A 21,840-nucleotide genomic window follows, 5' to 3' on the forward strand; every position below is an offset into this window, starting at 1 on the left:
CGGAAATGAATATACGCGCCACGCTCATATGCGTTGCGGTGCTGGTTTCGTGCGCGGTCGCCGGCCCGGCACACAGCGAGGATTTCCCGGCAAAGATGGTGCGCATCGTGGTCCCGTTCACGGCGGGCGGGCTGGCGGACGTCGTGGCGAGAGGCGTCGCCCAGGATCTGACAACCCGGTGGGCCCGGCCGGTAATTGTCGAAAACCGGCCTGGCGCCAACACCATCATCGCTGCCGAGTATGTGGCCCGGGCCGAGGCCGACGGCCATACACTGCTGATGGCCAACGACCCGACGCTCTCTTCTAATCAATACCTCTACCGGAAACTTTCCTACGACCCGGTCAAAGACTTCGTGCCCGTCGTCAATCTCGTACAGACGCGGGAGGTCTTGCTGGTGCGCAACGATCTGGGCGTAGGCAACGTGAAGGACCTCGTCACCCGGGCGAAGGCGAACCCGGGGAAGATGACCTACGGATCGTACGGGGTGGGTAGCAAGGCGCAGCTCGATGCCGTCACGTTCTCGGAGCTCGCGGACATCCAGTTGAACCACGTGCCCTATAAGGGCGTCGCCGACGTGATGGCTGCGCTCGTTGGCGGCCAGATCGACATGGCCTGGGTGGGCGTGCCGCCGGCGATCCCGATGGTGGAGAGTGGAAAGGTCAAACTGCTTGCGGTAGCGGCACCGCAGCGCATCGCGGTGTTTCCCGACACGCCGACGTTCGCGGAACTGGGCTTTCCGAAGATGGTTTCGCAGGCTTGGTTCGGCCTGGTGGCGCCTGCCGGGACGCCGGATGAAGTCGTGCGCAAGATCGCAGGGGCTGTGGCTGCGATCGTTTCTCAGCCGGCCTTCCAGGAGAAGTATGTCACGGGGGTGGGGCTGGAGCTGCTGAATCAGGGGCCGACGGAGTTCGCGCGGTTTCTTGCACAGGATCGGGAGCAGTACGAGGCGGCGATACGTCAAGCCAATGTGAAGCTGGACTGAGGGGGCCGTTCTTTGCCCGGCCGCGCGGGGCGGGCGCGGAACTCGCACCGGGGTGCCCCTCTCCCCCGCGATCCACCCTTAGCTGCGGCTCAGGTGTGTCGCCAGCAAGGGTTTCGAGCCCCGGCCGAGGGCTTCAGTAGCGATGAGCCGAGGACCGCGGTCCGGGGGGCACTCGATCAAACCACCATCCGGAGAACAAGAATGGACTTCGAATTCCCCCCCGAACTACGCATGCTGCGCGACGCCGTCCGCCGCTTCGTCGAGCGCGAACTCATGCCGCTGGAGACCCGCTATGCGAACGAACCCGACATCCCGGACGAAATCCGGCACACCCTCCAGGAAAAGGCCAAAGAACTCGGATTCTGGGCCTTCGACCTCCCGGAAGACGTCGGCGGGGGCGGCGTGGGGGCCGTGGGCATGTGCCTCGTGTTCGAGGAACTCGCCAAATGCAACGTGCCTGCCTTCCGTGCGCCGACCGTTCTCACCCCCTACCTTGGGCCGGTGCTCTTTCACTGCAACGCCGAACAGAAGCAGAAGTACCTGCTGCCTGTCGCCAGAGGCGAGAAGCGGACCTGTTTTGCGCTGACCGAGCCCGGGGCGGGATCCGATCCCGCAGGCATGCGGACTACCGCGGTGGCGGACGGCGACTACTTCGTCCTCAACGGCACCAAGATCTTCATTACCGGCGCCGACAAGGCCGACTTTGTGCAGGTGTTCGCGAGGACCGTGCGCAACGGGCAGGACCTGGGCGTCAGCTGTTTCTTGGTAGACAAGGGCACGCCTGGGCTTTCGTTGGGACAGAGCTTCGAGCTGGTGTCCCCCGACCGCCCCTGGGAGCTGTTGTTCGACAACGTGCGCGTGCCCGCAGCACAGATGATCGGAGAGGTGGGGCAGGGCTGGGAGTTGGCGCGCGAGTTCCTCGACATGGGCCGCCTCATACATGGGCCGAAGTCGGTCGGACGCGCCCAGCGCGCCCTAGAGTTGGCCATCGCCCATGCCAACGTCCGTCATACCTTCGGCCAGCCCCTGGCCAAAAGGCAGGCGATCCAATGGATGATCGCCGACTCGCTGGTGGAGCTGCATGCGGCGCGATCGATGGTGTATCACGCGGCATGGAAAGTGGACCGTGGGCTGGACTATCATCTGGAAGCTTCCGCGGTGAAGTTGTACGCGGACGAGATGTTGATACGGGTCATCGATCGGGCGATACAGATTCACGGGGGCCTGGGCCTGTCGCGCGAATTACCGCTGGAACTGATGTATCGCGATGCGCGCAGCCGGACCATTACCGAGGGATCCTCCGAGATGCAGCGAATGATCGTTGCGGCGGGTGCCTTGTCCGGGCGGTACGGAGTCGATCGCTTCGATACCTGACCCGATGGCGCGGACCGCCGTTCGGGCGGTGGCGATCTACAGGGGACGGCAATGAACATCGAGAGCATCGATCTCAATTTGCTGGTGGCGTTCGACGCGATGATGCAGGAGCGTAACGTAACCCGTGCCGGACAGCGGGTAGGGCTGTCCCAGCCTTCCATGAGCCATGCCCTGACCCGGTTGCGGGCCGTGTGCGGCGATCCTTTGTTCGTCAGGGTGAAGACGGGCATGGAGCCGACACCGTTCGCGCTGCGCATCGCTCCCAGCGTGCGGGCGGGACTGTCGCTCATGCGCGTTGGACTGGAGAGCGCGGTCGCCTTCGATCCAGCCCGATCCGAACGGATTTTTCAGATCCTCTTGAGCGACCTCGGCGAGGTCGTCTACCTGCCCAGGCTGATGCAGCATCTCAAAGATGTCGCGCCGGGAATCGGGCTGCGCGTCCTGCAGTTGCCGCGGGAGAACTACCGCGAGGCGCTCGAGTCCGGCGATGCTGACCTCGCCATCGGGTTTCTGCCCGGGCTGACGACGGGTTTCTACCAGCAACGCCTGTTCAGCGACCACCACGTATGCATGGTGCGCGCCGATCATCCGCGCATCGGCTGGACGCTCAACCTGCAGCAGTTCAGCGAGGAATCGCACATCATGATCGAGCCGGCGGGCTCGCGCTATAGCCGGGTGTCCCTGCATTCGTCGACCACCACCCTGATCGAGCAGTATCTCGAGAAGAAGGGTTTGCATCGTCACATTGCGCTTCGGGTCCCGCATTTCACGGTCGTGCCGGACATTCTCCAGACCACGGATTTGCTGGTGGTCATCCCGACCACCGTGGCGCGGTTGATGATGCCGCGCCGGCACATCAAGATGCTGCCGCTTCCCTTCGAGGTGCCGCAGTTTGAGGTCAAGCAGTTCTGGCACGAGCGCAGCCATCTGGATGGAGGCACGCGCTGGCTGCGCGGCGTGATGGCGGAGTTGTTCATGGAGCGGCGCCCGGCCTGCGGCGTGCCGGCGCTTGCCGCGGGCGACCAAGCCTGACGCCACGAGGCTCGCGCTCAAATCATCGCGTGCGCCGTGGGTTACTGCGCTTGGGCTGGCCCAGCCCGGCTTCCTTTTCGAATTCGGCGCCCTGGCTTTGTACTTGCGTATAGGCGTGTTCGCGGAATAGGTTTTCCGCGCGGTCGGCCTGGCCGCTCTCGATGGCCGTGACGATGGCATGATGCTGCCGATGCGCGTAGAACAGGAAGTTGAAGGCGGTTTTCCGGCTCTGCGCGTCGAAGGCCAGTACGAGCGGGGCGGTAAAGGGCACGACGTTGCAGCGACTGACCAGGCTCGACAGCAGGGGCATGTCCGCCCCTTCCAGAATGAGTGCGTGAAAGCGCGCGTTCATTTCCGCGTACCGGACTTCGTCTTCGTCGGAAATCTCCTGGTCCTTGAAGATTTCGTCGCCCTCGGCGAGGCACTCTTTCAGTTGGGCCAACAGTTCTTCCGTTGCGCCGTTGAGGGCGAGCGCACGTGCGGCGAGGCCTTCCAGCGCGGCACGCAAGTGCAGGGCCTCCATGCATTCGCGGGGCGAGAATGCCCGGACCGCGTATCCCCGCGCTCCGGAAGGCACGAGCAGGCCTTCTTGCGCCAGCGCGGGCAAGGCCTGCCGCACCGGCGTGCGCGAAATGCCGAGTCGGGCCGCAAGGTCCGCTTCCCGCACGCGCTCGCCCGGTGCGAGTTCGCCGCGCAAGATCATTTCACGGATATGCAGCATGGTCGTGGTTTGCTGCATGCTGGACTCCCTTGATGTTCGACGGCCGCTTTGGTCGCGGCGGACGCCCAGTATAAGGGGTTTGGGATCCCGTATTGGATCCAAAATGCCGTATTGCAGTGCGGAATTCGCTGTCATTGCCTTAATTTTGGATCCCAGATAAGCTATTCCGGATCGCCGGTTCGCGCTAGATACGGAGTACTCGCCATGGCAAGAATCATCGGGGGCATTGGCACGTCTCACGTGCCCACCATCGCCGTCGCTTACGACAAGGGCAAGCAGAACGAACCCGCGTGGGCGCCGCTGTTCGAAGGGTACAAGCCGGTTGCTGCCTGGCTGGCCGAAAAGCAGGCCGACGTGCTGGTGTTCTTCTACAACGACCACTGCACGACTTTTTTCTTCGACATGTACCCCACGTTTGCCTTGGGGGTAGGCGAACGGTTTCCCATCGCGGACGAGGGAGCAGGGCTGCGCAATCTGCCTCCCATCCGCGGAAATGTGGACTTCCAGGCTCACATCGCAGAGTGCCTGGTCAACGACGAATTCGACCTGACCGTTTTCCAGAACAAACCCATCGATCACGGTTGTGCTTCGCCGCTTCCGCTGTTGTGGCCGCATCAGCCCGATTGGCCCGGGGCGGTCGTGCCGATCGCGATCAACGTGCTGCAGTATCCCTTGCCCACGGCGCGCCGGTGTTATCGCCTCGGGCAGGCCGTTCGCCGTGCCGTGGAGTCCTATCCCGAGGATTTGAAGGTGGTGGTCGTGGGCACGGGCGGCCTGTCTCACCAGATCCACGGCGAGCGTACTGGGTTCAACAATACCGAGTGGGACATGGAGTTCCTGCGCCTGCTGGAAGAGGATCCCGAGGCACTGATGCGGATGAAGCATGCCGATTACGTCCGCCTGGGCGGCGCCGAAAGCGTGGAGCAGATCATGTGGCTTGCCATGCGGGGCGCGCTGGGCACGGGGCCGCTGCGTAAGCTGCACCAGAATTACTACCTGGCGACGACGACCGCGATGACCGTGGTGTTGTATGAAGAGGCAGCGCCGGCTGCCGTGCGCTCCGAGCTGGCCGCAATGGCCGCGAGCTAAAGGAGAAAGCCATGAATCCGCAACTGGAAGGCATAGAAACCATCCCAGGCACTTATCCCTTCGACATCCGCACCGCCAACCGCACGCTGAACATCAACCGTTTCTTCTGGAACATGATCAGCGCCGAATGGCGCGCGCGCTTCATCGAGGATGAAGAAGGCACGATGGAAGCGGCCGGCCTGACAGAAGAGGAAAAGAAACTCGTGCGCGCGCGCGACTGGCTTGGACTGGTGAAGCACGGCGTCAACTTCTTCGTGCTGGAGAAGTTTGGCCGGGTCGTGCACAAGACCAACCTGGAGATCTACGCCATCATGCGGGGCGAGACGTTCGAAGAATTCATGAAGACGAGGCGGGTGCCCGATGCCCGCTGAAACGACGAACCGCCAGAAGCCGGCGCTGGTCTTGCTCCCGGGTTTGCTCTGTGATCAGGCCGTGTGGGAGGCGCAATGCGCCCGCTTCGGCGCACAGTATGCGTGCCAGGTCCCGGACTACGGCGCGCTCGATTCCCTGCCTGCAATGGCCGAGCACGTGCTCAAGCATGCGCCGGCGCAGGAATTCCACCTGGCGGGCCATTCGATGGGAGGGCGCGTGGCACTGGAGGTGTTTCGCCTCGCTCCGGAGCGCGTGCTGGGCCTGGCCTTGCTGGACACGGGCTACAAGGCGTTGCCGGCGGGCGTGGCCGGTGAATCCGAGCGCGCCGGCCGCATGGCGTTGTTGCAGACCGCGCGCGAGCGGGGCATGCGCGAAATGGGGCGCATCTGGGCGCGGGGCATGGTGCACCCCGATCGCCTCGACGGTCCCGTATTCGAAGCCGTGCTGGACATGTTGGAGCGGCGCACCCCGGAAATCTTCGCTGCGCAGATTCATGCGCTGTTGAACCGGCCGGACGCATCGCCGCTGTTGCCGCGCATCAGCTGCCCCACCCTGGTGCTTTGCGGACGCGAAGATTCCTGGAGCCCGCTGGCGCGGCATGAGGAGATCGCCGCCGCCATACCCGGCGCGCGTTTGGTCGCGGTCGATCATTGCGGGCACATGAGCACGATGGAGCAGCCCGAGGCGGTCAATGAGGCCATGGCGCAGTGGCTCGCCGCCGATGCGGAGCGCTGAACCGGGCCCGTCCCCTCATCGCACGGGCCGGTGCCCTTCAGTCCGGCCCGGTTCCGGCGGGCGGCCAGAGCGCACTGCGATCGATTTCAGCCAGCGTGCGGCAGCCGGCCAGCGCCATGGTGATTTCGAGCTCGGTACGCAGCATGTGCAACACGTGAATGACGCCGACGGTGCCCGCGGCCGCCAAACCATGCATATAGGCGCGGCCGATCAGTACGGCGCTGGCGCCCAATGCGAGCGCTTTGAATACGTCCGTGCCGCGGCGTATGCCGCCGTCCATGAGGACGGGGATGCGGCCGCGCACCTCAGCGGCCACCCAAGGCAGGGCATCGAGCGTGGCGGGCGTGGTATCGAGGGTGCGTCCGCCGTGGTTGGAAACGATGATGGCGGATGCGCCCGCTTCGATGGCCAATCTGGCGTCAGCCGGGGCGAGAATGCCCTTGAGTACGATGGGGAGGCCGGTCGCTTGGCGTAGCCAGGCGATGTCGTCCCAGGTCGGTGCGCTGTCTAGCGCGCCGCTGCCGAAGAGCGCGCTTTCCCCCGCCCGCGCGACCGCCTGCGCCATGGGGCGCATGCCCCGCAGGTTCACGGCTTCGACCCCCGTGGGCAGCGAGAACCCTGCCCGCTGCTCGCGATTGCGCACGCCGTTGACGGGCGCATCGACGGTGACCACCAGTGCACGATAGCCCGCGGCTTCGGCCCTGCGTACGAGGTGCAGCGTATCGTTGCGGTCGGGTTGGAGATAGAGCTGGAACCAAAGGGGCGTTTCAGCCGTTCGCGCGAGCTCTTCGAGCGCGATGCTGGCCTGGGTGCTGACTACCATCGCGGCTTTCATGGCAGATGCCGCCAAGACGGTAGCGAGTTCTCCCTGCGGGTGGGCGAGCTTCTGGTACGCGACGGGCGCAAGCAGGATGGGGTAGGGCAGGCGCAGGCCGAGCAGGTCGAGCGCAGTGCCGCCACCCGCCATCGAAGTCAGCACCCGGGGCTGTATCCGCACCCGCTCATAGGCTTCGCGATTGGCGCGCAGCGTCAGTTCGTCCGCGGCGCCGCCTGCCAGGTACGCCCAGGCCGCTTCTTCCATGCGTTCGCGCGCGTAGGCCTCGTAGTCTGCGGCGCAGGCGATCTGGGGCGGAATTTGCGTGAGCGGGGGCAAGGGCATGGCGAGCCGTCGTTCAAGTCTGCGACCACTGGCGCAAGAGGTTGTGATAGATGCCCGTCAGCTGGACCAAGGCCTCGCTGGCGGGGGTCTCGCGCGCGAGCTGCTGGATGGCGGCGTCCAGGCGGTAGAGCGTTTCGCGCTGGGTCTCGTCGCGCACCATGCTCTGGACCCAGAAGAACGCACCCACGCGCGCGCCGCGCGTCACAGGCGTGACCTGGTGCAGGCTGGTGCCGGGATAGACCACCATGTGGCCCGCGGGCAGCTTGACTCGGTGGGTGCCGTAGGTGTCCTGCACGATGAGCTCGCCGCCGTCGTAATCTTCCGGCGGCGTCAGGAACAGCGTGGCGGAGATGTCGGTGCGTACGCGATGCGCGCTGCCCGGCAGGCTGCGGATCGCGTTGTCGACGTGATAGCCATAGGAGCCGCCGCCTTCGTAGCGATTGAAGGCCGGTGGCAGTACTTTCAGCGGCAGCGTGGCGGAGATGAACAGCGGGTTCTTTCCCAGCGCGTCGAGAATGAGATTGCCCAGTTGGACGGCCACGGGGTCGTCGGACGCCAACTGCAGGTTCTGTTTGACGTGGATCGCGATGTGCCCGGCAGTCGAGCGGCCGTCGACCCAGGAGGCCCCGGCAAGGGCCTGGTGGCAATGTGTCAATTGCTCGGCCGTCAGAACATCGGGAATGGTCAACATCATGGCAACGCATCCTCGCTTGGAATCCCCGGGAAGTGTACCCCGTGCACGATGCCGTTTTTTCGCCGGGGCGGTCGCCCTACACTAGATGTCATGTCAATCCACCGAGCCCGCGGGGCTTCGCCCGACGGAGCGCCGCGGTGCCAGATCCGGCAAGGAGCCCCTCATGTCCGCCATGCCCGACTTGCAATCCCTATGGATGCCTTTCACCGCCAACCGCCAGTTCAAGGCAGCGCCTCGGCTGCTCGTGTCGGCCAAAGGCATGTATTACACCGATGCGGAGGGCCACCGCATCCTGGACGGCACGGCCGGCCTTTGGTGCACGAATGCCGGACATGGCCGGGACGAGATCATCGATGCCGTGCACAGGCAGATGCGCACCCTCGATTACGCGCCGCCTTTCCAGATGGGGTGCCCGGTCGCCTTCGAGGCCGCGCGGCGGGTGGCAGCCCTCATGCCGCCGGGATTGGATCGCATTTTTTTCACGAACTCCGGCTCGGAGTCCGTCGATACGGCGCTGAAGATTGTGCTTGCTTATCACCGGGCGCGCGGCGAGGGCCAGCGTACGCGATTCATCGGGCGCGAGCGCGGTTATCACGGCGTGGGCTTCGGTGGCATGTCGGTAGGCGGCATAGGCGCGAACCGCAAGGCGTATGCCGCCAATCTCATGCCCGGGGTCGATCACTTGCCTGCCACCCTGAACGTGGCGGAAGCGGCGTTTTCCCGGGGGCAGCCCGCATGGGGCGCGCATCTGGCGGACGAATTGGAGCGCTTGCTGGCGTTGCATGATGCCTCGACGGTGGCGGCCGTGATCGTCGAGCCGATGGCGGGCTCGGCCGGCGTCATCGTTCCGCCCCGTGGCTACCTGGAGCGCTTGCGCGAGCTGTGCAGCCGGCACGGCATCCTATTGGTCTTCGATGAAGTCATCACTGCGTTCGGACGCCTGGGGGCGGCGACGGCGGCGGAGCGCTTCGGCGTGACGCCGGATCTCTTGACCCTGGCCAAGGGCATCAACAACGCCACGGTGCCGATGGGGGCGGTGGCGGTGTCCCGTGCCATACACGATGCCATCCTGGGCGCGGCCCCGGAGAACGCCATCGAGCTCTTCCACGGGTACACCTATTCCGGCCACCCCGCGGCGGCCGCGGCGGCCATCGCAACGCTCGACCTGTATGCGCGAGAAGGCCTGTTCGAGCGCGCGGCGAGGCTGGAGCCGGTGTTCGAATCGGCGGTGCACGCATTGCGCGACGCGCCGCACGTCAAAGACATACGCAACATCGGCATGGCGGCAGCCGTCGAGCTGGAACCGAGAGCGGGCCAGGCGGGAGCGCGCGCCTACGAAGCATTCCTGGCATGCCTGCAGGCGGGCGTGCTAGTCCGCTTCACGGGCGACGTGCTCGCATTTTCTCCTCCCCTCATCATCGACGAGGAGCAGATCGCGACCTTGTTCGGCACCGTGAGGGAAGCGTTGGTGCGCATCCGTTAGTGCGGGATGCGATGCCGGCGGGCGCAGCGGCCTGGCCGGAGCGGATGCCGGCCCGACCGTGGCGTCGAGCCGGCGGCGCGGTTGCTTCAGCGCGCAGGAGGCGGGCTGTAGTCGGGCTGCTTGGACGGTGCAGCCTGCTGGAACGCGGGGTGTTCCTGGCAATGCTCGTACACCGCCATGATCCGCGGATAGGCCGACACATCGCAACCCATGCGCTGCGCGTTGGCGACCTGGGGAACCAGGCAGCAGTCGGCCAGCGTCGGGGATTCGCCAAAGCAGTAAGGGCCAAAGCCATGGGCCTGGAGCAGGCGCTCGACGGCGGCGAAGCCTTCCTGTATCCAGTGGTCGTACCAAGCCTTCTTTTGTTCCTCGGTGACGCCGATCACGTCGGTGAGGTATTTGAGGATGCGTAGGTTGTTGACCGGATGGATGTCGCAGGAGATGGCCAGCGAAAGCTCGAGCACCCGGGCGCGCGCCATCTTGTCTTCGGGGATGAGGCGCGGGGTGGGATAGCTGGCGTCGAGGTAGTCGATGATGGCCAGCGATTGCCCCAGGCTCACGTCGCCGTCGACCAGCAGCGGGACGTTGGCGGACGGGTTCTTGGCCACGTACTCGGCGGCGCGATGCTCGAGCGTGCGGATGTTCACGCCCCGGTATTCATAGGCCAGGCCCTTGAGCGCCAGCGCGATGCGCACGCGGTACGAGGTCGAGCTGTTGAAGAAACTGTAGAGTTCCATGGCGTTTTCCGCCTTACACCATGCGAACGTTCAGCGTGCCCAGGCCGTCGACGCCGCCTTCCATCACGTCGCCCTTGACCACGGGGCCCACGCCCTCAGGGGTGCCCGTGAAAATCAAGTCGCCCGGCTCGAGGCGGAAGTACTTCGAAAGATAGGCCACGGTCTCGGCGACGGACCAGATCAGCTTGGACGTGTCGCTGCGTTGCTTGTCCTGGCCATTGACCTTCAGCCAGATGCCGCCTTTTTCGAAATGGCCGACCTCGGAAGCCTTGTGCAGCGGCGCGGTGGGCGCGCTTTGATCGAAGGCCTTGCCGATTTCCCAGGGGCGGCCCACTTCCCGCATCTGGATTTGCAAGTCGCGGCGGGTCATGTCCAGCCCGACCGCGTAACCCCAAACGTGCTCCAGCGCGTGCTCGACGGGGATGTAGGCGCCCGCCTTGCCGATCGCGGCCACCAGTTCGATCTCGTAATGGAGGTTGGAGGTTTCAGTGGGATAGGGCAGGTCGAGCGTCGTGCCGTATGGCACGGCCACCACGGCGTCGGCGGGCTTGCAGAAGAAGAACGGCGGCTCGCGGTCGGGGTCGAAGCCCATTTCGCGGGCGTGCGCGGCATAGTTGCGACCGACGCAGTAGACGCGCCGCACGGGGAATTGCTCGGTGCTGCTGGCGACGGGAAGCGTGGTGACTGGTGGCGGAGGGAATACGTACGACATGGATCGGGTTCCTCGATGGATGAAAGGGTGGGAGGTCAGGCGATGCGCTCCTCGCGCAGCAACCCCAGCGCGGCCTGTACCGGGCGATCAGAATAGCTGAACAGCACGGCGTCTTCGAGCGCGGCCAATTGCACGGGTTGCCATGGCGGCACCACGAATACGTCACGCGGCGAATAATGGAATACCTCGTCGCCGATGCGCACGCTGCCCTGCCCTTCGACCACGCAGAATACGGTGGAGTCGGATGTGCGATAGGTCTTGCCCTGGAACCCCGCGGGTAGCCACTGCATGAAGGTCGCCATGGTGGGCATGGGGTAGCCGCCCGTGGCCGGATTCACGTAACGCAGCTTGACGCCATCCCATGGGTCGAGCTCACCACGGCGGCCCAACTGGTCCAGCGCTTCGCGCGTGCGCTCGTAGGGATAGTTAAAGATCGGCGAGCTGTTGCCGCTGAAGGTATGCCGCACCGGCGCCATGTTGTATCCGTAGCGGGCGAAGCTGTCGCCTTCGGGACGCATGACAGGTTGCGTGGCCTCCGGATAGTTCTCGGCGAAGCCGGCGTCGAGCGAGCGCAGCAGCGGGATGTCGAGCCCGTCGAGCCATACCACGGGCTCGCCATCTTCTGGATTGCCGTGGTCATGCCAGGTCCACGACGGCGTGATGATGAAGTCGCCCGGGTGCATGGTGGTGCGCTCGCCGTTGACGGCGGTATAGGCGCCTTTGCCTTCGACGATGAAGCGCAGGGCAGATTGCGTGTGGCGATGGCTGGGCGCGATCTCGCCAGGAAGGATCAGCTGCAGCCCGGCGTACAGCGTCTGCGTGATCGCCGCTTGGCCGGGCAGGCCCGGATTTTCCAAGATCAACACCCGGCGCACGGCTTCTTCGGCGCTGATGATGGAACCGGATTCCATGACATCCGGGCGCAGTTTTTCGTACTTCCAGATCGCGGGCACGCAGCGCGGCTGCGGCTGCGGGGGGACCAGGGTGTGGAGGGACTCCCAGAGGGGGCTTAGGTTTTTCTTGGCGATGCGGTCGTAATACGCGCGGCGTGAGGCATCGGGAGCGGTTTTCTCGAGCATGCTTGTCTCCGGTTCTGGCGCGGCGGGCGATCGATGCCCGCGCCGTCTCGGACCGCCGGAATCGGCGGTGTTGCCGCCATTGTAGGGGGTAGGTATTCCAATTGGTATGAAATTATCTTATCAAGCATATTGGATTGGATATGCCTTCCCGCAGGGCCCATGGGCGCCAGGGTGGTGCGCTGCATTCGACGCTTCTTCCTCTAGGACGTCGATTTGGTGCGCCCTGGCGGGAAACCAGGCGGCCCGTGCCGGGTACGGCCTTTGCTTGCTCATCCGCTGAAGCGAGGCCAAACCGAAGGTGCCCATGGTTCCCTATGACGAGATGCGGTTCGAAGGCGGCGCCGTCCGACGCCATTACCGGCGCTTCTGCTCGTGGTTGGAGCGCCAGAGCGCGGAGACCTTGGCCAGGAAGCGCGCCGAGGCTGATCTGGTATTCCGGCGCGTGGGCATTACCTTCGCCCTCGGGGGCGATGCGGATGGCGTGGAGCGCCTGATCCCCTTCGACCTCATCCCTCGCATCATCCCCAGCGAGGAATGGCAGCTGCTCGAGCGCGGCCTGGCGCAGCGGGTGCGGGCGCTCAACATGTTCATCCATGACGTCTACCACGAGCGGCACATCGTGCGCGCCGGCGTCGTGCCCGCCGGGCAGGTCTACACCAATGCGCAATACCGCCCGGAGATGCAGGACGTGCGCGTGCCGCGCGACATCTACGCACACATCGCGGGAGTCGACGTCGTCAAGGCGGAGGGCGATGAGGGTGGCACGTTCTATGTCTTGGAGGACAACCTGCGCGTGCCATCCGGGGTGTCGTACATGCTGGAGAACCGCAAGATGATGATGCGGCTCTTCCCGGAACTGTTCGTGCAGAACCGCATCGCCCCGGTGGCCCACTATCCGGACTTGCTGCTGGAGAATCTGCGCTCGGTCGCCCCCATGGGGGTGGACGATCCCACCGTGGTGGTCCTGACCCCCGGAATTTTCAATTCTGCCTATTTCGAGCACGCGTTTCTCGCCCAGCAGATGGGGGTGGAGCTGGTGCAGGGCGGCGACCTGTTCGTCGCCGACAACTCGGTATTCATGCGCACGACGCGGGGCCCGCAGCGGGTGGACGTGATCTATCGGCGGCTCGACGACGATTTCCTCGACCCCTTGGCGTTCCGGGCGGATTCGGTGTTGGGCGTGCCGGGACTGCTGTCGGTCTACCGCGCAGGACGAGTGACGCTGGCCAACGCCATCGGCACCGGGGTAGCCGATGACAAGTCGATTTATCCCTTCGTTCCCGACATGATCGCGTTCTATCTGTCGGAAGAGCCTATTTTGCAGAATGTGCCGACCTGGCAATGCCGCAAGCCGGACGAGCTGTCCTATGTGCTCGCGCACCTGCCTGAGCTGGTCGTCAAGGAGGTCCACGGGGCAGGTGGCTACGGCATGTTGGTCGGCCCGACGGCGAGCCGCGCCGAGATCGAAGCCTTTCGCGCTCGATTGCTGGCCAAGCCCCAGAACTACATTGCCCAGCCTACGTTGTCTCTTTCGACTTGTCCGACTTTCGTCGAGGAGGGCATCGCGCCCCGCCACATCGACCTGCGGCCGTTCGTGCTGTCGGGCGCCAATATCGCCACGGTGGCCGGTGGGCTGACCCGAGTCGCGCTGCGCAAGGGTTCGCTGGTCGTCAATTCCTCCCAAGGTGGCGGCACCAAGGACACTTGGGTGCTGGACGAAACGGGCGCTGCATCGACGGGGGAAGAAGCATGCTGAGCCGAACCGCCGACCACTTGTTCTGGATGGCGCGCTACATGGAACGCGCAGAGAATACGGCGCGCATGCTGGACGTGACGCGCAAGGCGCTGCTGCTGCCACAGAGCGACGAGCGGGCGTTGCACAGCCTGCGGGCCGTGCTGTCGATCTCGGAGCTGGCAGAGGCGTTTGCGGCCCGCTATGACGCCGTGGCGGCCGACAACGTGCTGCACTTCATGACGGCCGACCCGAACAATCCGTCCAGTATTTATTCGAGCCTGCGCGCCGCCCGCGAGAACGCCCGCGCGGTGCGGGGCACGTTGACGACCGAGTCGTGGGAAACCATCAACGACACCTGGCTCGATTTCAACCGCCAGCTCGAAGCCGGTGTGCTGGAAGTCGTTCCTGACTCGGTATTCGAATGGGTCAAGATGCGCTCGCACCTGTCGCGCGGTGTCACGCTTGGCACCGCGCTCAAGGACGAAGCGTTCTACTTCACCCAGCTGGGCACGTTCCTGGAGCGCGCCGACAATACTGCCCGCATCCTCGACGTACGCTTCGCGGACGCGGCGCCGGGCGCACGTCCGAGTGCCGCCGCGCAGCTTGACGATTTCTATTATTGGACCTCTATCCTGAGCTCCGTTTCGGGGCTGGAAATCTATCGCCAGGTCTATCGCGACGTGCTGATTCCCGAGCGCGTGGCGGAGTTGCTCATCCTCAATCCTTCCATGCCGCGCTCCTTACTCGCATCCCTGGATCGGGTCTGCGAGAACCTAGCCATGCTCAGGACGGAGAATTCCCGCGAGTGCGAGCGCTATGCCGGCAAACTGCGCGCCGAGTTGCTATACGCCGAGATCCGCCCCATTCTCGCGCGCGGGCTGCATGCTTACCTGACCGAGTTCCTGGGGCGCATCGCGACCCTCGGCAACAAGATCGGTGCAGCCTTCCTCCTGCCTGTCACGTCCTGAAGAGGTGTGCGATGCGTTTGTCCATCCGGCACGAAACCGCCTATCGCTACGATGCCCCCGTGCACTATTCCATTCAGCAGTTGCGGCTGGTACCCGCCTCGGGTTCCGCCCAGGTGGTCGTGCGCTGGGACGTGCATGCGCCCGGCAGGATCGACACCGCCGTCGATGCCTATGGCAATACGGTGCAGACGCTGGTCGTGACGCGGCCCCTGTCCGAGATGCGCATCGTGGTGCAAGGGGAAGTCGAGACCGTGTCGCTGCCCGAGGGCCGGCTGCAGGAAGGGCCGGGCCGCATTCCCCTCGAGCATTTCACGTGTGCCACCCGCTTGACCGAAGCAGACGATGCCGTGCGCGAATTGGCCGCAGCGGCCGCGCCGCTGGATAGGCCCGGGGCACTAGTCGATCTGGCCTGTCGCATCCAGGAACGCGTGGCCTACAGCTCGGGCAGCACGCAGGTGACGAGCACTGCCGCCGAAGTGCTCGCCCTGGAGCGGGGTGTTTGCCAGGACCATGCCCACCTGTTCATCGCGTGCTGCCGCGCGTTGGGCGTGCCGGCGCGCTACGTCAGCGGATACATCGATCCCGGAGACGTGCCCCATGCCGCTAGCCATGCGTGGGCAGACGCGTGGGTCGATGAGGCAGGCTGGATATCCGTGGACGTCACGCATGGCCGCTATGCGTCGGGGCCGTATTGCCGTGTGGCCGTTGGTTCGGACTACGGTTCGGCTGCGCCGGTGCGAGGCATGCGCGTGGGCGGCGGCGTGGAGGCCATGACGGTAGACGTCCACGTCGGCGAGGCCAACCAGTGAGCCCATCCATGCGGCATCGTTTCGTACGCGCTAGAATCGCCCGATACATCGACGGGGCGAGTCCGGTATGACCTATTGTGTGGCGATGCGTGTGGACGAGGGGCTCGTGTTCCTGTCTGATACCCGCACCAATGCGGGGGTAGACCACGTCAGCACCTTTCGCAAGATGACCGTCTTCGAGCAGCCGGGAGAGCGCGTGCTGGTGCTGTTGACCGCCGGCAACCTGGCGCTGACCCAGTCGGTCGTGCAGTTGCTGGCCGAGCCCGCCGATCCCGAGCAGCCCACGCCGTGGAACGTGCCCAACATGTTCGAGGCAGCGCGGCTGGTGGGCAAGGCCGTGCGAGAGGTCTACCAAATGCACGGCAGTGCGCTGCACGATTTCAACATCGATTTCAATTGCAGCTTCCTGTTGGGCGGCCAGATACGCGGGCAGGGCATGCGGCTGTTCCAAATTTATGCCGCTGGCAATTTCATCGAGGCCTCGACCATGAGTCCGTATTTCCAGATCGGCGAGGCCAAGTACGGCAAACCGATACTGGATCGCGTCCTGACGCCGACCATGCCACTGGACGAGGCGGCCAAATGCGCGCTGATATCGATGGACTCGACGCTGCGCTCGAACGTATCGGTCGGCTTGCCGCTGGACTTGTTGGTCTACGAAAAAGATAGCTTGCGCGTGACCAAGTTCGCGCTGGTCGATCACGACAACGATTATTTCAGGATGATCCATTCGTCGTGGGGAGAACGGCTGCGCCAGGTGTTTGCCGAGATTCCCGATCCGCAGTGGACGCCCGTCTCGGCGCTGCCGCCCGACAAATCGCCCATGCGATCCGAGCCGCCGCTGGCGCCGGGCGCCGGGCCCTACCGTTCGATGCATGATCCGGCGCTCGCGCAGACGCTGGCCCAGTCCCAGCCTGGCGCGGTAGAGCCCGGCTAGCCTATGGGCGCGAGCGCGTTTTCCAGCGCCTGGGCCGTGAGCGGACGCGAGAACCAGAAGCCCTGGGCTTCGTCACAGCCCAGTTCGCTCAGGCGGCGCGCGTGGGCCGCCGTCTCCACGCCTTCGGCCGTGACCTGGATGCCGAGGGCGTGTGCCATCTCGATGATGGCGCGGATGACGGCGTCTCCCTTTTGGGCCGACGACAGGGCGCGCACCAATGCACGGTCGATCTTGATTCGGTTGACCGGGAAGCGCGTGAGGTAAGCGAGGCTGGAGTAACCCGTGCCGAAGTCGTCGATGGCGATCTCCACGCCCAGCTTGCGCAGGTTGTGCAGGGTGTCGATCACTTGATGCGTATTGTCCAGCAGCAGGCCTTCCGTGATCTCGAGCTCAATGCTGCCGGGAGGAAGTTGCCAGCGCTCCAGCGCGTCGGCTACCACGCCGGACAGCTTGCGGTCCCGCAGTTGGGCGGGCGAGACGTTGATGGCCATGCAGGGAGCATGACCGAATTTCGCAAGCAGCCTGACCACTTGCTGGCACGCCGCATCCAGCACCCACGCGCCGAGCTCTTCCATCAGGCCCAGGTCTTCGGCCATGGGCACGAACTCGGCCGGCCCGATGGCGCCGAGCTGGTGATGCTTCCAACGCAGTAGCGTTTCTGTGCGCGTGATGCGGCCCGACTCTAGGTGGATTTGAGGTTGGTACGCAAGGGAAAACTGCCGTGCGTCGACCGCTTCGCGCAGCAGCGACTCCAGGTGCGCGCGCCGGGCCGATTGGGTTTGCATGCCGAAATCGAAATGACGGGCGACGCCGCCGCCGCTGCGGCTGGCCGCGTTCAGCGCCAGCAGCGCGCGCTGGAACAGGGCGCGCGGTTCGCTGCCGGCGGAGGGGTAGGAGCTCACCCCGATGCTGGCCGTCATGTGCAAGGTTGACGAGATGAAGGGGATGGGGCGGGAGACTTCGGCGAGCAGTGCGAGTTCGCGATCGCTGGCCAAGGTGTGATGGCCGGTGGAGATGATCGCGAACAGCGAGCCGCGCATTACGCCCAGGAGCTGGTCGTCGCCGCACAAGCGCTTGAGCCGGGCGGCGACGTGCTTGACGGCGGCGTCGGCCGCGGCTTGGCCCAGGCTGTCGCGCAGCGTACGCAGGTTGTCGAGTTCGAGCAGTGCCAGCAGCACCGGCTCGTTCGTGCGCCGGGCCCGTTCCAGCGCCAGGCCTAGCCGCTCTTCCAGCAACTCCTGGTTGGGCAGCCCCGTGAGCGGATCGTGGTGCAACAAGTGCCATAGCGGGAGTGCATCCCGCTGGCGCCTCGGGTTTTCGAACGCGGTACCCACGTAGCCCAGGATGTTTCCCCGGGCGTCGCAAAGCCGCGTGAGGGCCTGCGCGACGGTCGCGCGCATGCCGTTCGGACGCAGGTAAGTCCACTCCGCTTCCATGCCGTGGGCGGCCGTGAGGGAGCCTTCCGGCTGCACTGCTACCACGTCACGGACCGGGGGATTCCAGAGTTCGGCGCGTCGAAGGGCCAGTTCGGAGGGGTCGAGCAGGGCGTCTAGGCAGAGCTTGCCGACCAGCTGTGCGGCCTCGTAGCCCGTGAGGCGCTCGTAGGCCGGGTTGACCATGGTGAATACGCCCCGGCTATCGCACATGAAGATCCCGCAAGGGGCCGACTGCGCCGCGAGCCGATAGGCTGCGACGGTGAGTTGCTGCGCGGACCACGCCGTCGGGGGTTGCGCATCGATTTGCACGGTACGTTCCTCCACGACCAGGCTGTGCACGCGGCGAACAGATAGATATTGCAGCTGCTATTGAATCACAAGCGAGGCAGCTTGGTAGAGACAAAGCGTCGCATCTCATTTCCGTCGCGCCGCGGATACAGGGGCGGTCCACCGGCGATTTACAATCGGCGGCACTGCCCGGATGCGGATGGCGATGACGCGGCACGAAGAACATCAACAAATAAAAGGGGTTTTGCCCTGCGGCGCTTGGCGAAACGGCCGGTGCCTGGAATCCGTGAAGGTGGATGGGTTGGGTGGCGGGGCCGGAAGCCTGCCGGGGGCAATGCGGACAAAAGAGAAGAGCGCACGCATCCATAAGGAGGTGCCTTTGCGCGTGCTGCGCGCCGTCGCTGTAGTGGCCGAAGTGGGCAGCGTGACCAAGGCCGCACTCATCCTGCACCAGTCGGCGTCTTCTGTGACGCGGGCCGTACAAGAGGCTGAATCCTTGCTCGGGCTGAGCCTGTTCGAACGCGGGGCCCGGGGCATGGTTCCGACCGCCGCAGGCGGGGTGCTTGCGCTGCGTGTCGGGCGTGCCATGGAATTGCTGCAGGCGGCCGCCGAGGGGCTGCGGCTGCGGGGCGCCCCGCCCTCGGCGGCCGCGCTGCCAAGATTGGTCAGCGACTCATTGTTATCGGCCCTGGTGGCTCGCGCAACCCATGCTACCGAGAGCGCCGCGGCCGAATCGCTGGGGGTGTCGCAATCGGCGCTGCACCAGGCTTTGCGCCGGCTCGAACACCTGGCCAGGATCCCGCTTTTCGAGCGCACGCGCGTCGGCACGCGTCTGAACGAGTCGGGCCGGTGGTTGCTGATGCACGCCCGCCAGGCCATCGCAGAGATCCGGATCGGCCACGAAGAACTCGCCCATTGGCGCGGCTTGAGGGGGCGGCGCGTATCGATCGGCACGCTGCCCATGGCCGACGACGTGCTCGTTCCCCGGGCGGCCGCGCTGGCGCTTGCCCGTGAGCCGGACATCGCCTTTACCGTCAAAGGGGGCACGTACGAGGCGTTGACGGACATGCTGCGTTCGGCAGAGATCGATTTCATCGTCGGGCCGCTTCGCGAGGCCGAGCTGGCCCCCGATCTCGAGGAAGAGCTGCTGTTCGTCGATCGTTTCGTCGCCGTCGTGCGCGCCGGGCATCCGCTGCTGGCGCGCCGCGGCCGAGCCACCCTGCGCGAGCTGGCGGCCTATCCTTGGGTCGGGCCTTTGCCCGGCACGCCGGCGCAACGGGTGCTCGAACGGTTGTGCGAACGGGTGGGAGCGCAAAGGCCCAATGTTTCCATCGAAGCGCACAGCACCGCCCTCGTGCGTTCCGTGCTGCTGGCGGGAGATCACGTCGCGCTGGTTTCGCCGCTCCACATGCGGGCTGAAGTGGAAGCCGGGCTGCTGGTGCCCGCCTCGGGCCCCTTGGCCGGTACCGAACGGGGGATAGGCATCACGCAGCGCCGGGATGCGTTGGCGTCTTCCGCATGTGTGTCGGTGCTGCAGGCATTGCGCCAAGCTGCCGCGGAGGCGGTCGATGAGCTCCGGAATAAGTATGGCGTAGAGGCGGATAAGTGAAATGCAATGTTGCATTTGCAACTTGCAATGCTAAGATGCCTCGACGGAGAACGGACTCCGTATACTGCCCAGCCAGAGCATGCCTAAGGGGCCCGGTAGCGGCCGCGCGGGCTTTGGCGCAATGCACAACATCGATAAAGAGGGCCCCGGGGGAAGATCGGATTCGACGGACGCAACGCTGCACGCCCCGATCCGAGCCGTGCCTCGGCCCTCATAAGGGTTTTCCACATAGGACGAGACAAACATGACTCTGCAACGTTTCAGCAATCTTCCGCGCCTGCGTTGGGTTTCCCTGCTGGCGTGCCTGTCGGCTTGCGCGGCGCCCGGGCTGGCGCAGGCGCAAGGCGCTGCCGACTATCCCAACCGCCCGATAAGAATGGTCATCCCGTTCACCCCGGGTGGCTCCACCGACATTCTCGGACGCACCATTGCGCAGCAGTTGCACCAAGCCTTCGGCCAGTCCGTCGTGGTCGAGAACGTGCCGGGCGCCGGGGGCAGCATCGGTGCGGACCGCGTCGCCAAGTCGCCCGCCGACGGCTACACCCTGATGATGGGCCACATCGGCACCCTGGCCGTGACGCCGTCGCTCTATCCCAAGCTGCCGTACGACCCCATCAATGCCTTCGACGCCGTGGCATGGGTGGCACGGGTGCCCAACGTGCTGGTGGTGCATCCCTCGGTTCCGGCCAAGTCGCTGCAAGAATTGGTTGCCTACGCCAAGGCCAACCCCACCGCGCTGACCTACGGCTCGGGCGGCAATGGCAGCGCGGCGCACCTGGCGACCGAATATCTGAAGCTGCAAAGCGGCGCGCCCATGCAGCACGTGCCCTACAAGGGCACGGCTCCCGCCGTGAACGACTTGGTCGCCGGCCACATCAAGGTCATGTTTACCGGTATTCCGGCCGTCATCGCCCAGCTCCGCGCGGGGCAGCTGCGCGCATTGGCGGTTTCGTCGCCGGAGCGGGTGAAGATGCTCGCCGACGTGCCTACCGTGGCCGAGAGCGGGTATCCCGGTTTCGAGGCCGACCAGTGGTACGGCGTGGTGGCGCCCGCGGGTACGCCCAAGGACATTATTGCCAAGCTGAACAAGCAGATCAACGCCTCGCTCAACTCGCCTGAACTCCTGAACCGGCTCTCGAGCGAGGGTGCGCAGCCCACGCCCAATCCGCCCGAGGTCTTCGCCAAGCTCATCAAGTCGGAAATCGAGCGCTGGAGGCCGGTCATCCAAAAGGGTGGCGTGAAGGTGGACTAAACCGCGTAGCCACGTACGAAACGGATTGAAAAATCCGCAACACCGCCCCGCTCGTGCGGGGCGGTGCCGTTTCGGGGCGGCCCCTTCCACATGTGTGCGAATTGACGACTTTTGGATGTCATCCGCGCATTATCGGCCGGTATCGCGGGCCCATCGTCTCCGGTGCCCCGCCGTCATCCCTGCCAGCCAGTCGCCCTGCCCCGGCGCCCCGGGTCTCCCTTGCCGCACACGTTTACATATCCGGAAACCAACACTTTCGCGAAAACCGCATGCTGTCGAGCATCCTGCATTAAGCTGATCTCAACCCAACCTCTATTGGAGGGCATGATGCTCGAATGGCTACGCAGATGGGCTTTGAGTTATGCCGCCACGCCCGAAAAAGAGGCGGAGAAGGCCCTGTACGAGGCGAGGCTGGCGCTATATCGCGCTGAAGAACGCGTGCGCGACGCGATCATGTACGCCGAATACTACCGGGAGCGCGTGAACTTTCTCAAACGCGTCGTCGAAGAGGGGATAGAGAACGTCACCGATACCCGGGTGCTTCGGCCCCAGGCCGCCTACGCCGCGGCGTCTTCCCAGGCGACCTTGCGGCTGCATCCCAAGGTGGCGGCGCCGGAATAGCCGTCGCCACGGCGG

Annotated in this window: 21 protein-coding genes; 14 read left to right on the forward strand and 7 right to left on the reverse strand. The window is 65.1% G+C overall.

All coding sequences use genetic code 11. The features are described 5' to 3' along the window. Window positions 1-5: 5 nt before the first annotated feature. The 3 genes from Q0319_RS15635 (at window position 6) to Q0319_RS15645 (ending at window position 3,389) form a co-directional block, all read left to right on the forward strand. The gene (locus tag Q0319_RS15635) at window positions 6-983 is read left to right on the forward strand and encodes a tripartite tricarboxylate transporter substrate binding protein (protein ID WP_299454153.1); all 978 of its coding nucleotides are present in this window, start codon (window positions 6-8) and stop codon (window positions 981-983) included. Window positions 984-1,184: 201 nt separating this feature from the next. Next, window positions 1,185-2,357 (forward strand): acyl-CoA dehydrogenase family protein, encoded by a 1,173-nt coding sequence (locus Q0319_RS15640; protein ID WP_299454155.1) that lies wholly within the window; start codon window positions 1,185-1,187, stop codon window positions 2,355-2,357. A 51-nt stretch (window positions 2,358-2,408) separates the two neighbouring features. After that, a complete protein-coding gene (locus Q0319_RS15645; RefSeq protein WP_299454158.1) occupies window positions 2,409-3,389 on the forward strand; it encodes a LysR family transcriptional regulator in 981 nt (326 codons plus the stop codon). A gap of 22 nt (window positions 3,390-3,411) precedes the next feature. On the opposite strand, the gene Q0319_RS15650 is transcribed toward Q0319_RS15645, so the two are convergent. Further along, window positions 3,412-4,128, reverse strand: a complete 717-nt coding sequence (locus Q0319_RS15650; RefSeq protein WP_299454161.1) for a GntR family transcriptional regulator — start codon at window positions 4,126-4,128, stop codon at window positions 3,412-3,414. A 186-nt stretch (window positions 4,129-4,314) separates the two neighbouring features. On the opposite strand from Q0319_RS15650, the gene Q0319_RS15655 reads away from it, so the two are divergent. Genes Q0319_RS15655 through Q0319_RS15665 form a run of 3 tightly spaced genes read left to right on the forward strand, consistent with a single transcriptional unit; the run spans window position 4,315 to window position 6,306 of the window. Further along, window positions 4,315-5,199 carry a gallate dioxygenase gene (locus tag Q0319_RS15655; RefSeq protein ID WP_296466005.1) on the forward strand — a complete coding sequence of 295 codons (885 nt, stop codon included), beginning with the start codon at window positions 4,315-4,317 and terminating at the stop codon, window positions 5,197-5,199. Between the two features lie 11 nt (window positions 5,200-5,210). Continuing rightward, on the forward strand, window positions 5,211-5,570 hold the full coding sequence (locus tag Q0319_RS15660; RefSeq protein WP_296466003.1) for a protocatechuate 3,4-dioxygenase: 360 nt from the start codon (window positions 5,211-5,213) through the stop codon (window positions 5,568-5,570). After that, complete coding sequence (locus Q0319_RS15665; RefSeq protein WP_296466000.1) at window positions 5,560-6,306, forward strand: alpha/beta hydrolase; 747 nt, start codon at window positions 5,560-5,562, stop codon at window positions 6,304-6,306. The genes Q0319_RS15660 and Q0319_RS15665 overlap by 11 nt, the downstream gene beginning before the upstream one ends. Window positions 6,307-6,343: 37 nt before the next feature. Here the strand turns inward: Q0319_RS15665 and Q0319_RS15670 are convergent, their stop codons facing one another. Together Q0319_RS15670 and Q0319_RS15675 are read right to left on the reverse strand one after the other, a co-directional pair. Then, window positions 6,344-7,465: an alpha-hydroxy acid oxidase gene (locus Q0319_RS15670; protein WP_296465997.1), complete on the reverse strand. Its 1,122-nt coding sequence runs from the start codon at window positions 7,463-7,465 to the stop codon at window positions 6,344-6,346. Between the two features lie 13 nt (window positions 7,466-7,478). Further along, the gene (locus tag Q0319_RS15675) at window positions 7,479-8,159 is read right to left on the reverse strand and encodes a Fe2+-dependent dioxygenase (RefSeq protein ID WP_299454167.1); all 681 of its coding nucleotides are present in this window, start codon (window positions 8,157-8,159) and stop codon (window positions 7,479-7,481) included. A 163-nt stretch (window positions 8,160-8,322) separates the two neighbouring features. On the opposite strand from Q0319_RS15675, the gene Q0319_RS15680 reads away from it, so the two are divergent. Next, window positions 8,323-9,642 (forward strand): aspartate aminotransferase family protein, encoded by a 1,320-nt coding sequence (locus tag Q0319_RS15680; protein WP_296465990.1) that lies wholly within the window; start codon window positions 8,323-8,325, stop codon window positions 9,640-9,642. Between the two features lie 86 nt (window positions 9,643-9,728). Here the strand turns inward: Q0319_RS15680 and maiA are convergent, their stop codons facing one another. Genes maiA through gtdA form a run of 3 tightly spaced genes read right to left on the reverse strand, consistent with a single transcriptional unit; the run spans window position 9,729 to window position 12,170 of the window. After that, window positions 9,729-10,379 (reverse strand): maleylacetoacetate isomerase, encoded by a 651-nt coding sequence (gene maiA, locus Q0319_RS15685; RefSeq protein ID WP_299454170.1) that lies wholly within the window; start codon window positions 10,377-10,379, stop codon window positions 9,729-9,731. A gap of 13 nt (window positions 10,380-10,392) precedes the next feature. Beyond that, window positions 10,393-11,091 (reverse strand): fumarylacetoacetate hydrolase family protein, encoded by a 699-nt coding sequence (locus tag Q0319_RS15690; RefSeq protein ID WP_299454173.1) that lies wholly within the window; start codon window positions 11,089-11,091, stop codon window positions 10,393-10,395. Between the two features lie 35 nt (window positions 11,092-11,126). Continuing rightward, complete coding sequence (gene gtdA / locus Q0319_RS15695) at window positions 11,127-12,170, reverse strand: gentisate 1,2-dioxygenase (RefSeq protein WP_296465981.1); 1,044 nt, start codon at window positions 12,168-12,170, stop codon at window positions 11,127-11,129. 304 nt (window positions 12,171-12,474) lie between these two features. Here gtdA and Q0319_RS15700 point away from each other — a divergent pair, with 304 nt between their 5' ends. The 4 genes from Q0319_RS15700 (at window position 12,475) to Q0319_RS15715 (ending at window position 16,619) form a co-directional block, all read left to right on the forward strand. Beyond that, window positions 12,475-13,926 carry a circularly permuted type 2 ATP-grasp protein gene (locus Q0319_RS15700; protein WP_296465979.1) on the forward strand — a complete coding sequence of 484 codons (1,452 nt, stop codon included), beginning with the start codon at window positions 12,475-12,477 and terminating at the stop codon, window positions 13,924-13,926. Then, the gene (locus Q0319_RS15705; protein ID WP_299454178.1) at window positions 13,920-14,873 is read left to right on the forward strand and encodes an alpha-E domain-containing protein; all 954 of its coding nucleotides are present in this window, start codon (window positions 13,920-13,922) and stop codon (window positions 14,871-14,873) included. The genes Q0319_RS15700 and Q0319_RS15705 overlap by 7 nt, the downstream gene beginning before the upstream one ends. A gap of 11 nt (window positions 14,874-14,884) precedes the next feature. Next, complete coding sequence (locus tag Q0319_RS15710; protein ID WP_296465973.1) at window positions 14,885-15,682, forward strand: transglutaminase family protein; 798 nt, start codon at window positions 14,885-14,887, stop codon at window positions 15,680-15,682. A 67-nt stretch (window positions 15,683-15,749) separates the two neighbouring features. Then, window positions 15,750-16,619: a proteasome-type protease gene (locus Q0319_RS15715; protein WP_296465971.1), complete on the forward strand. Its 870-nt coding sequence runs from the start codon at window positions 15,750-15,752 to the stop codon at window positions 16,617-16,619. On the opposite strand, the gene Q0319_RS15720 is transcribed toward Q0319_RS15715, so the two are convergent. Next, window positions 16,616-18,364 (reverse strand): EAL domain-containing protein, encoded by a 1,749-nt coding sequence (locus Q0319_RS15720; RefSeq protein WP_299454181.1) that lies wholly within the window; start codon window positions 18,362-18,364, stop codon window positions 16,616-16,618. The two genes, Q0319_RS15715 and Q0319_RS15720, sit on opposite strands and share 4 nt — an antisense overlap. Window positions 18,365-18,677: 313 nt before the next feature. Between Q0319_RS15720 and Q0319_RS15725 the strand changes: the two genes are divergently transcribed. From Q0319_RS15725 to Q0319_RS15735, 3 genes are all read left to right on the forward strand, one after another. After that, a complete protein-coding gene (locus tag Q0319_RS15725; protein WP_299454184.1) occupies window positions 18,678-19,952 on the forward strand; it encodes a LysR family transcriptional regulator in 1,275 nt (424 codons plus the stop codon). A 244-nt stretch (window positions 19,953-20,196) separates the two neighbouring features. After that, a complete protein-coding gene (locus Q0319_RS15730; protein ID WP_296465961.1) occupies window positions 20,197-21,204 on the forward strand; it encodes a tripartite tricarboxylate transporter substrate binding protein in 1,008 nt (335 codons plus the stop codon). A 324-nt stretch (window positions 21,205-21,528) separates the two neighbouring features. Beyond that, window positions 21,529-21,825 (forward strand): hypothetical protein, encoded by a 297-nt coding sequence (locus tag Q0319_RS15735; RefSeq protein WP_296465957.1) that lies wholly within the window; start codon window positions 21,529-21,531, stop codon window positions 21,823-21,825. Window positions 21,826-21,840 lie beyond the last annotated feature (15 nt).

The organism is uncultured Pigmentiphaga sp., from assembly GCF_937950555.1.
In the GTDB taxonomy this organism is placed as follows: Bacteria; Pseudomonadota; Gammaproteobacteria; order Burkholderiales; family Burkholderiaceae_B; genus Pigmentiphaga.

Bases quoted from the DNA above. Each gene is read 5' to 3' on its own strand.
- Q0319_RS15635 (WP_299454153.1), top strand. From the start codon at position 6: ATGAATATACGCGCCACGCTCATATGCGTTGCGGTGCTGGTTTCGTGC.
- maiA (WP_299454170.1), bottom strand. From the start codon at position 10,379: ATGGAACTCTACAGTTTCTTCAACAGCTCGACCTCGTACCGCGTGCGC.
- Q0319_RS15725 (WP_299454184.1), top strand. From the start codon at position 18,678: ATGCGGACAAAAGAGAAGAGCGCACGCATCCATAAGGAGGTGCCTTTG.
- Q0319_RS15730 (WP_296465961.1), top strand. From the start codon at position 20,197: ATGACTCTGCAACGTTTCAGCAATCTTCCGCGCCTGCGTTGGGTTTCC.
- Q0319_RS15650 (WP_299454161.1), bottom strand. From the start codon at position 4,128: ATGCAGCAAACCACGACCATGCTGCATATCCGTGAAATGATCTTGCGC.
- Q0319_RS15690 (WP_299454173.1), bottom strand. From the start codon at position 11,091: ATGTCGTACGTATTCCCTCCGCCACCAGTCACCACGCTTCCCGTCGCC.
- Q0319_RS15670 (WP_296465997.1), bottom strand. From the start codon at position 7,465: ATGCCCTTGCCCCCGCTCACGCAAATTCCGCCCCAGATCGCCTGCGCC.
- gtdA (WP_296465981.1), bottom strand. From the start codon at position 12,170: ATGCTCGAGAAAACCGCTCCCGATGCCTCACGCCGCGCGTATTACGAC.
- Q0319_RS15680 (WP_296465990.1), top strand. From the start codon at position 8,323: ATGTCCGCCATGCCCGACTTGCAATCCCTATGGATGCCTTTCACCGCC.
- Q0319_RS15675 (WP_299454167.1), bottom strand. From the start codon at position 8,159: ATGATGTTGACCATTCCCGATGTTCTGACGGCCGAGCAATTGACACAT.
- Q0319_RS15710 (WP_296465973.1), top strand. From the start codon at position 14,885: ATGCGTTTGTCCATCCGGCACGAAACCGCCTATCGCTACGATGCCCCC.
- Q0319_RS15705 (WP_299454178.1), top strand. From the start codon at position 13,920: ATGCTGAGCCGAACCGCCGACCACTTGTTCTGGATGGCGCGCTACATG.
- Q0319_RS15660 (WP_296466003.1), top strand. From the start codon at position 5,211: ATGAATCCGCAACTGGAAGGCATAGAAACCATCCCAGGCACTTATCCC.
- Q0319_RS15700 (WP_296465979.1), top strand. From the start codon at position 12,475: ATGGTTCCCTATGACGAGATGCGGTTCGAAGGCGGCGCCGTCCGACGC.
- Q0319_RS15735 (WP_296465957.1), top strand. From the start codon at position 21,529: ATGATGCTCGAATGGCTACGCAGATGGGCTTTGAGTTATGCCGCCACG.
- Q0319_RS15665 (WP_296466000.1), top strand. From the start codon at position 5,560: ATGCCCGCTGAAACGACGAACCGCCAGAAGCCGGCGCTGGTCTTGCTC.
- Q0319_RS15715 (WP_296465971.1), top strand. From the start codon at position 15,750: ATGACCTATTGTGTGGCGATGCGTGTGGACGAGGGGCTCGTGTTCCTG.
- Q0319_RS15655 (WP_296466005.1), top strand. From the start codon at position 4,315: ATGGCAAGAATCATCGGGGGCATTGGCACGTCTCACGTGCCCACCATC.
- Q0319_RS15640 (WP_299454155.1), top strand. From the start codon at position 1,185: ATGGACTTCGAATTCCCCCCCGAACTACGCATGCTGCGCGACGCCGTC.
- Q0319_RS15645 (WP_299454158.1), top strand. From the start codon at position 2,409: ATGAACATCGAGAGCATCGATCTCAATTTGCTGGTGGCGTTCGACGCG.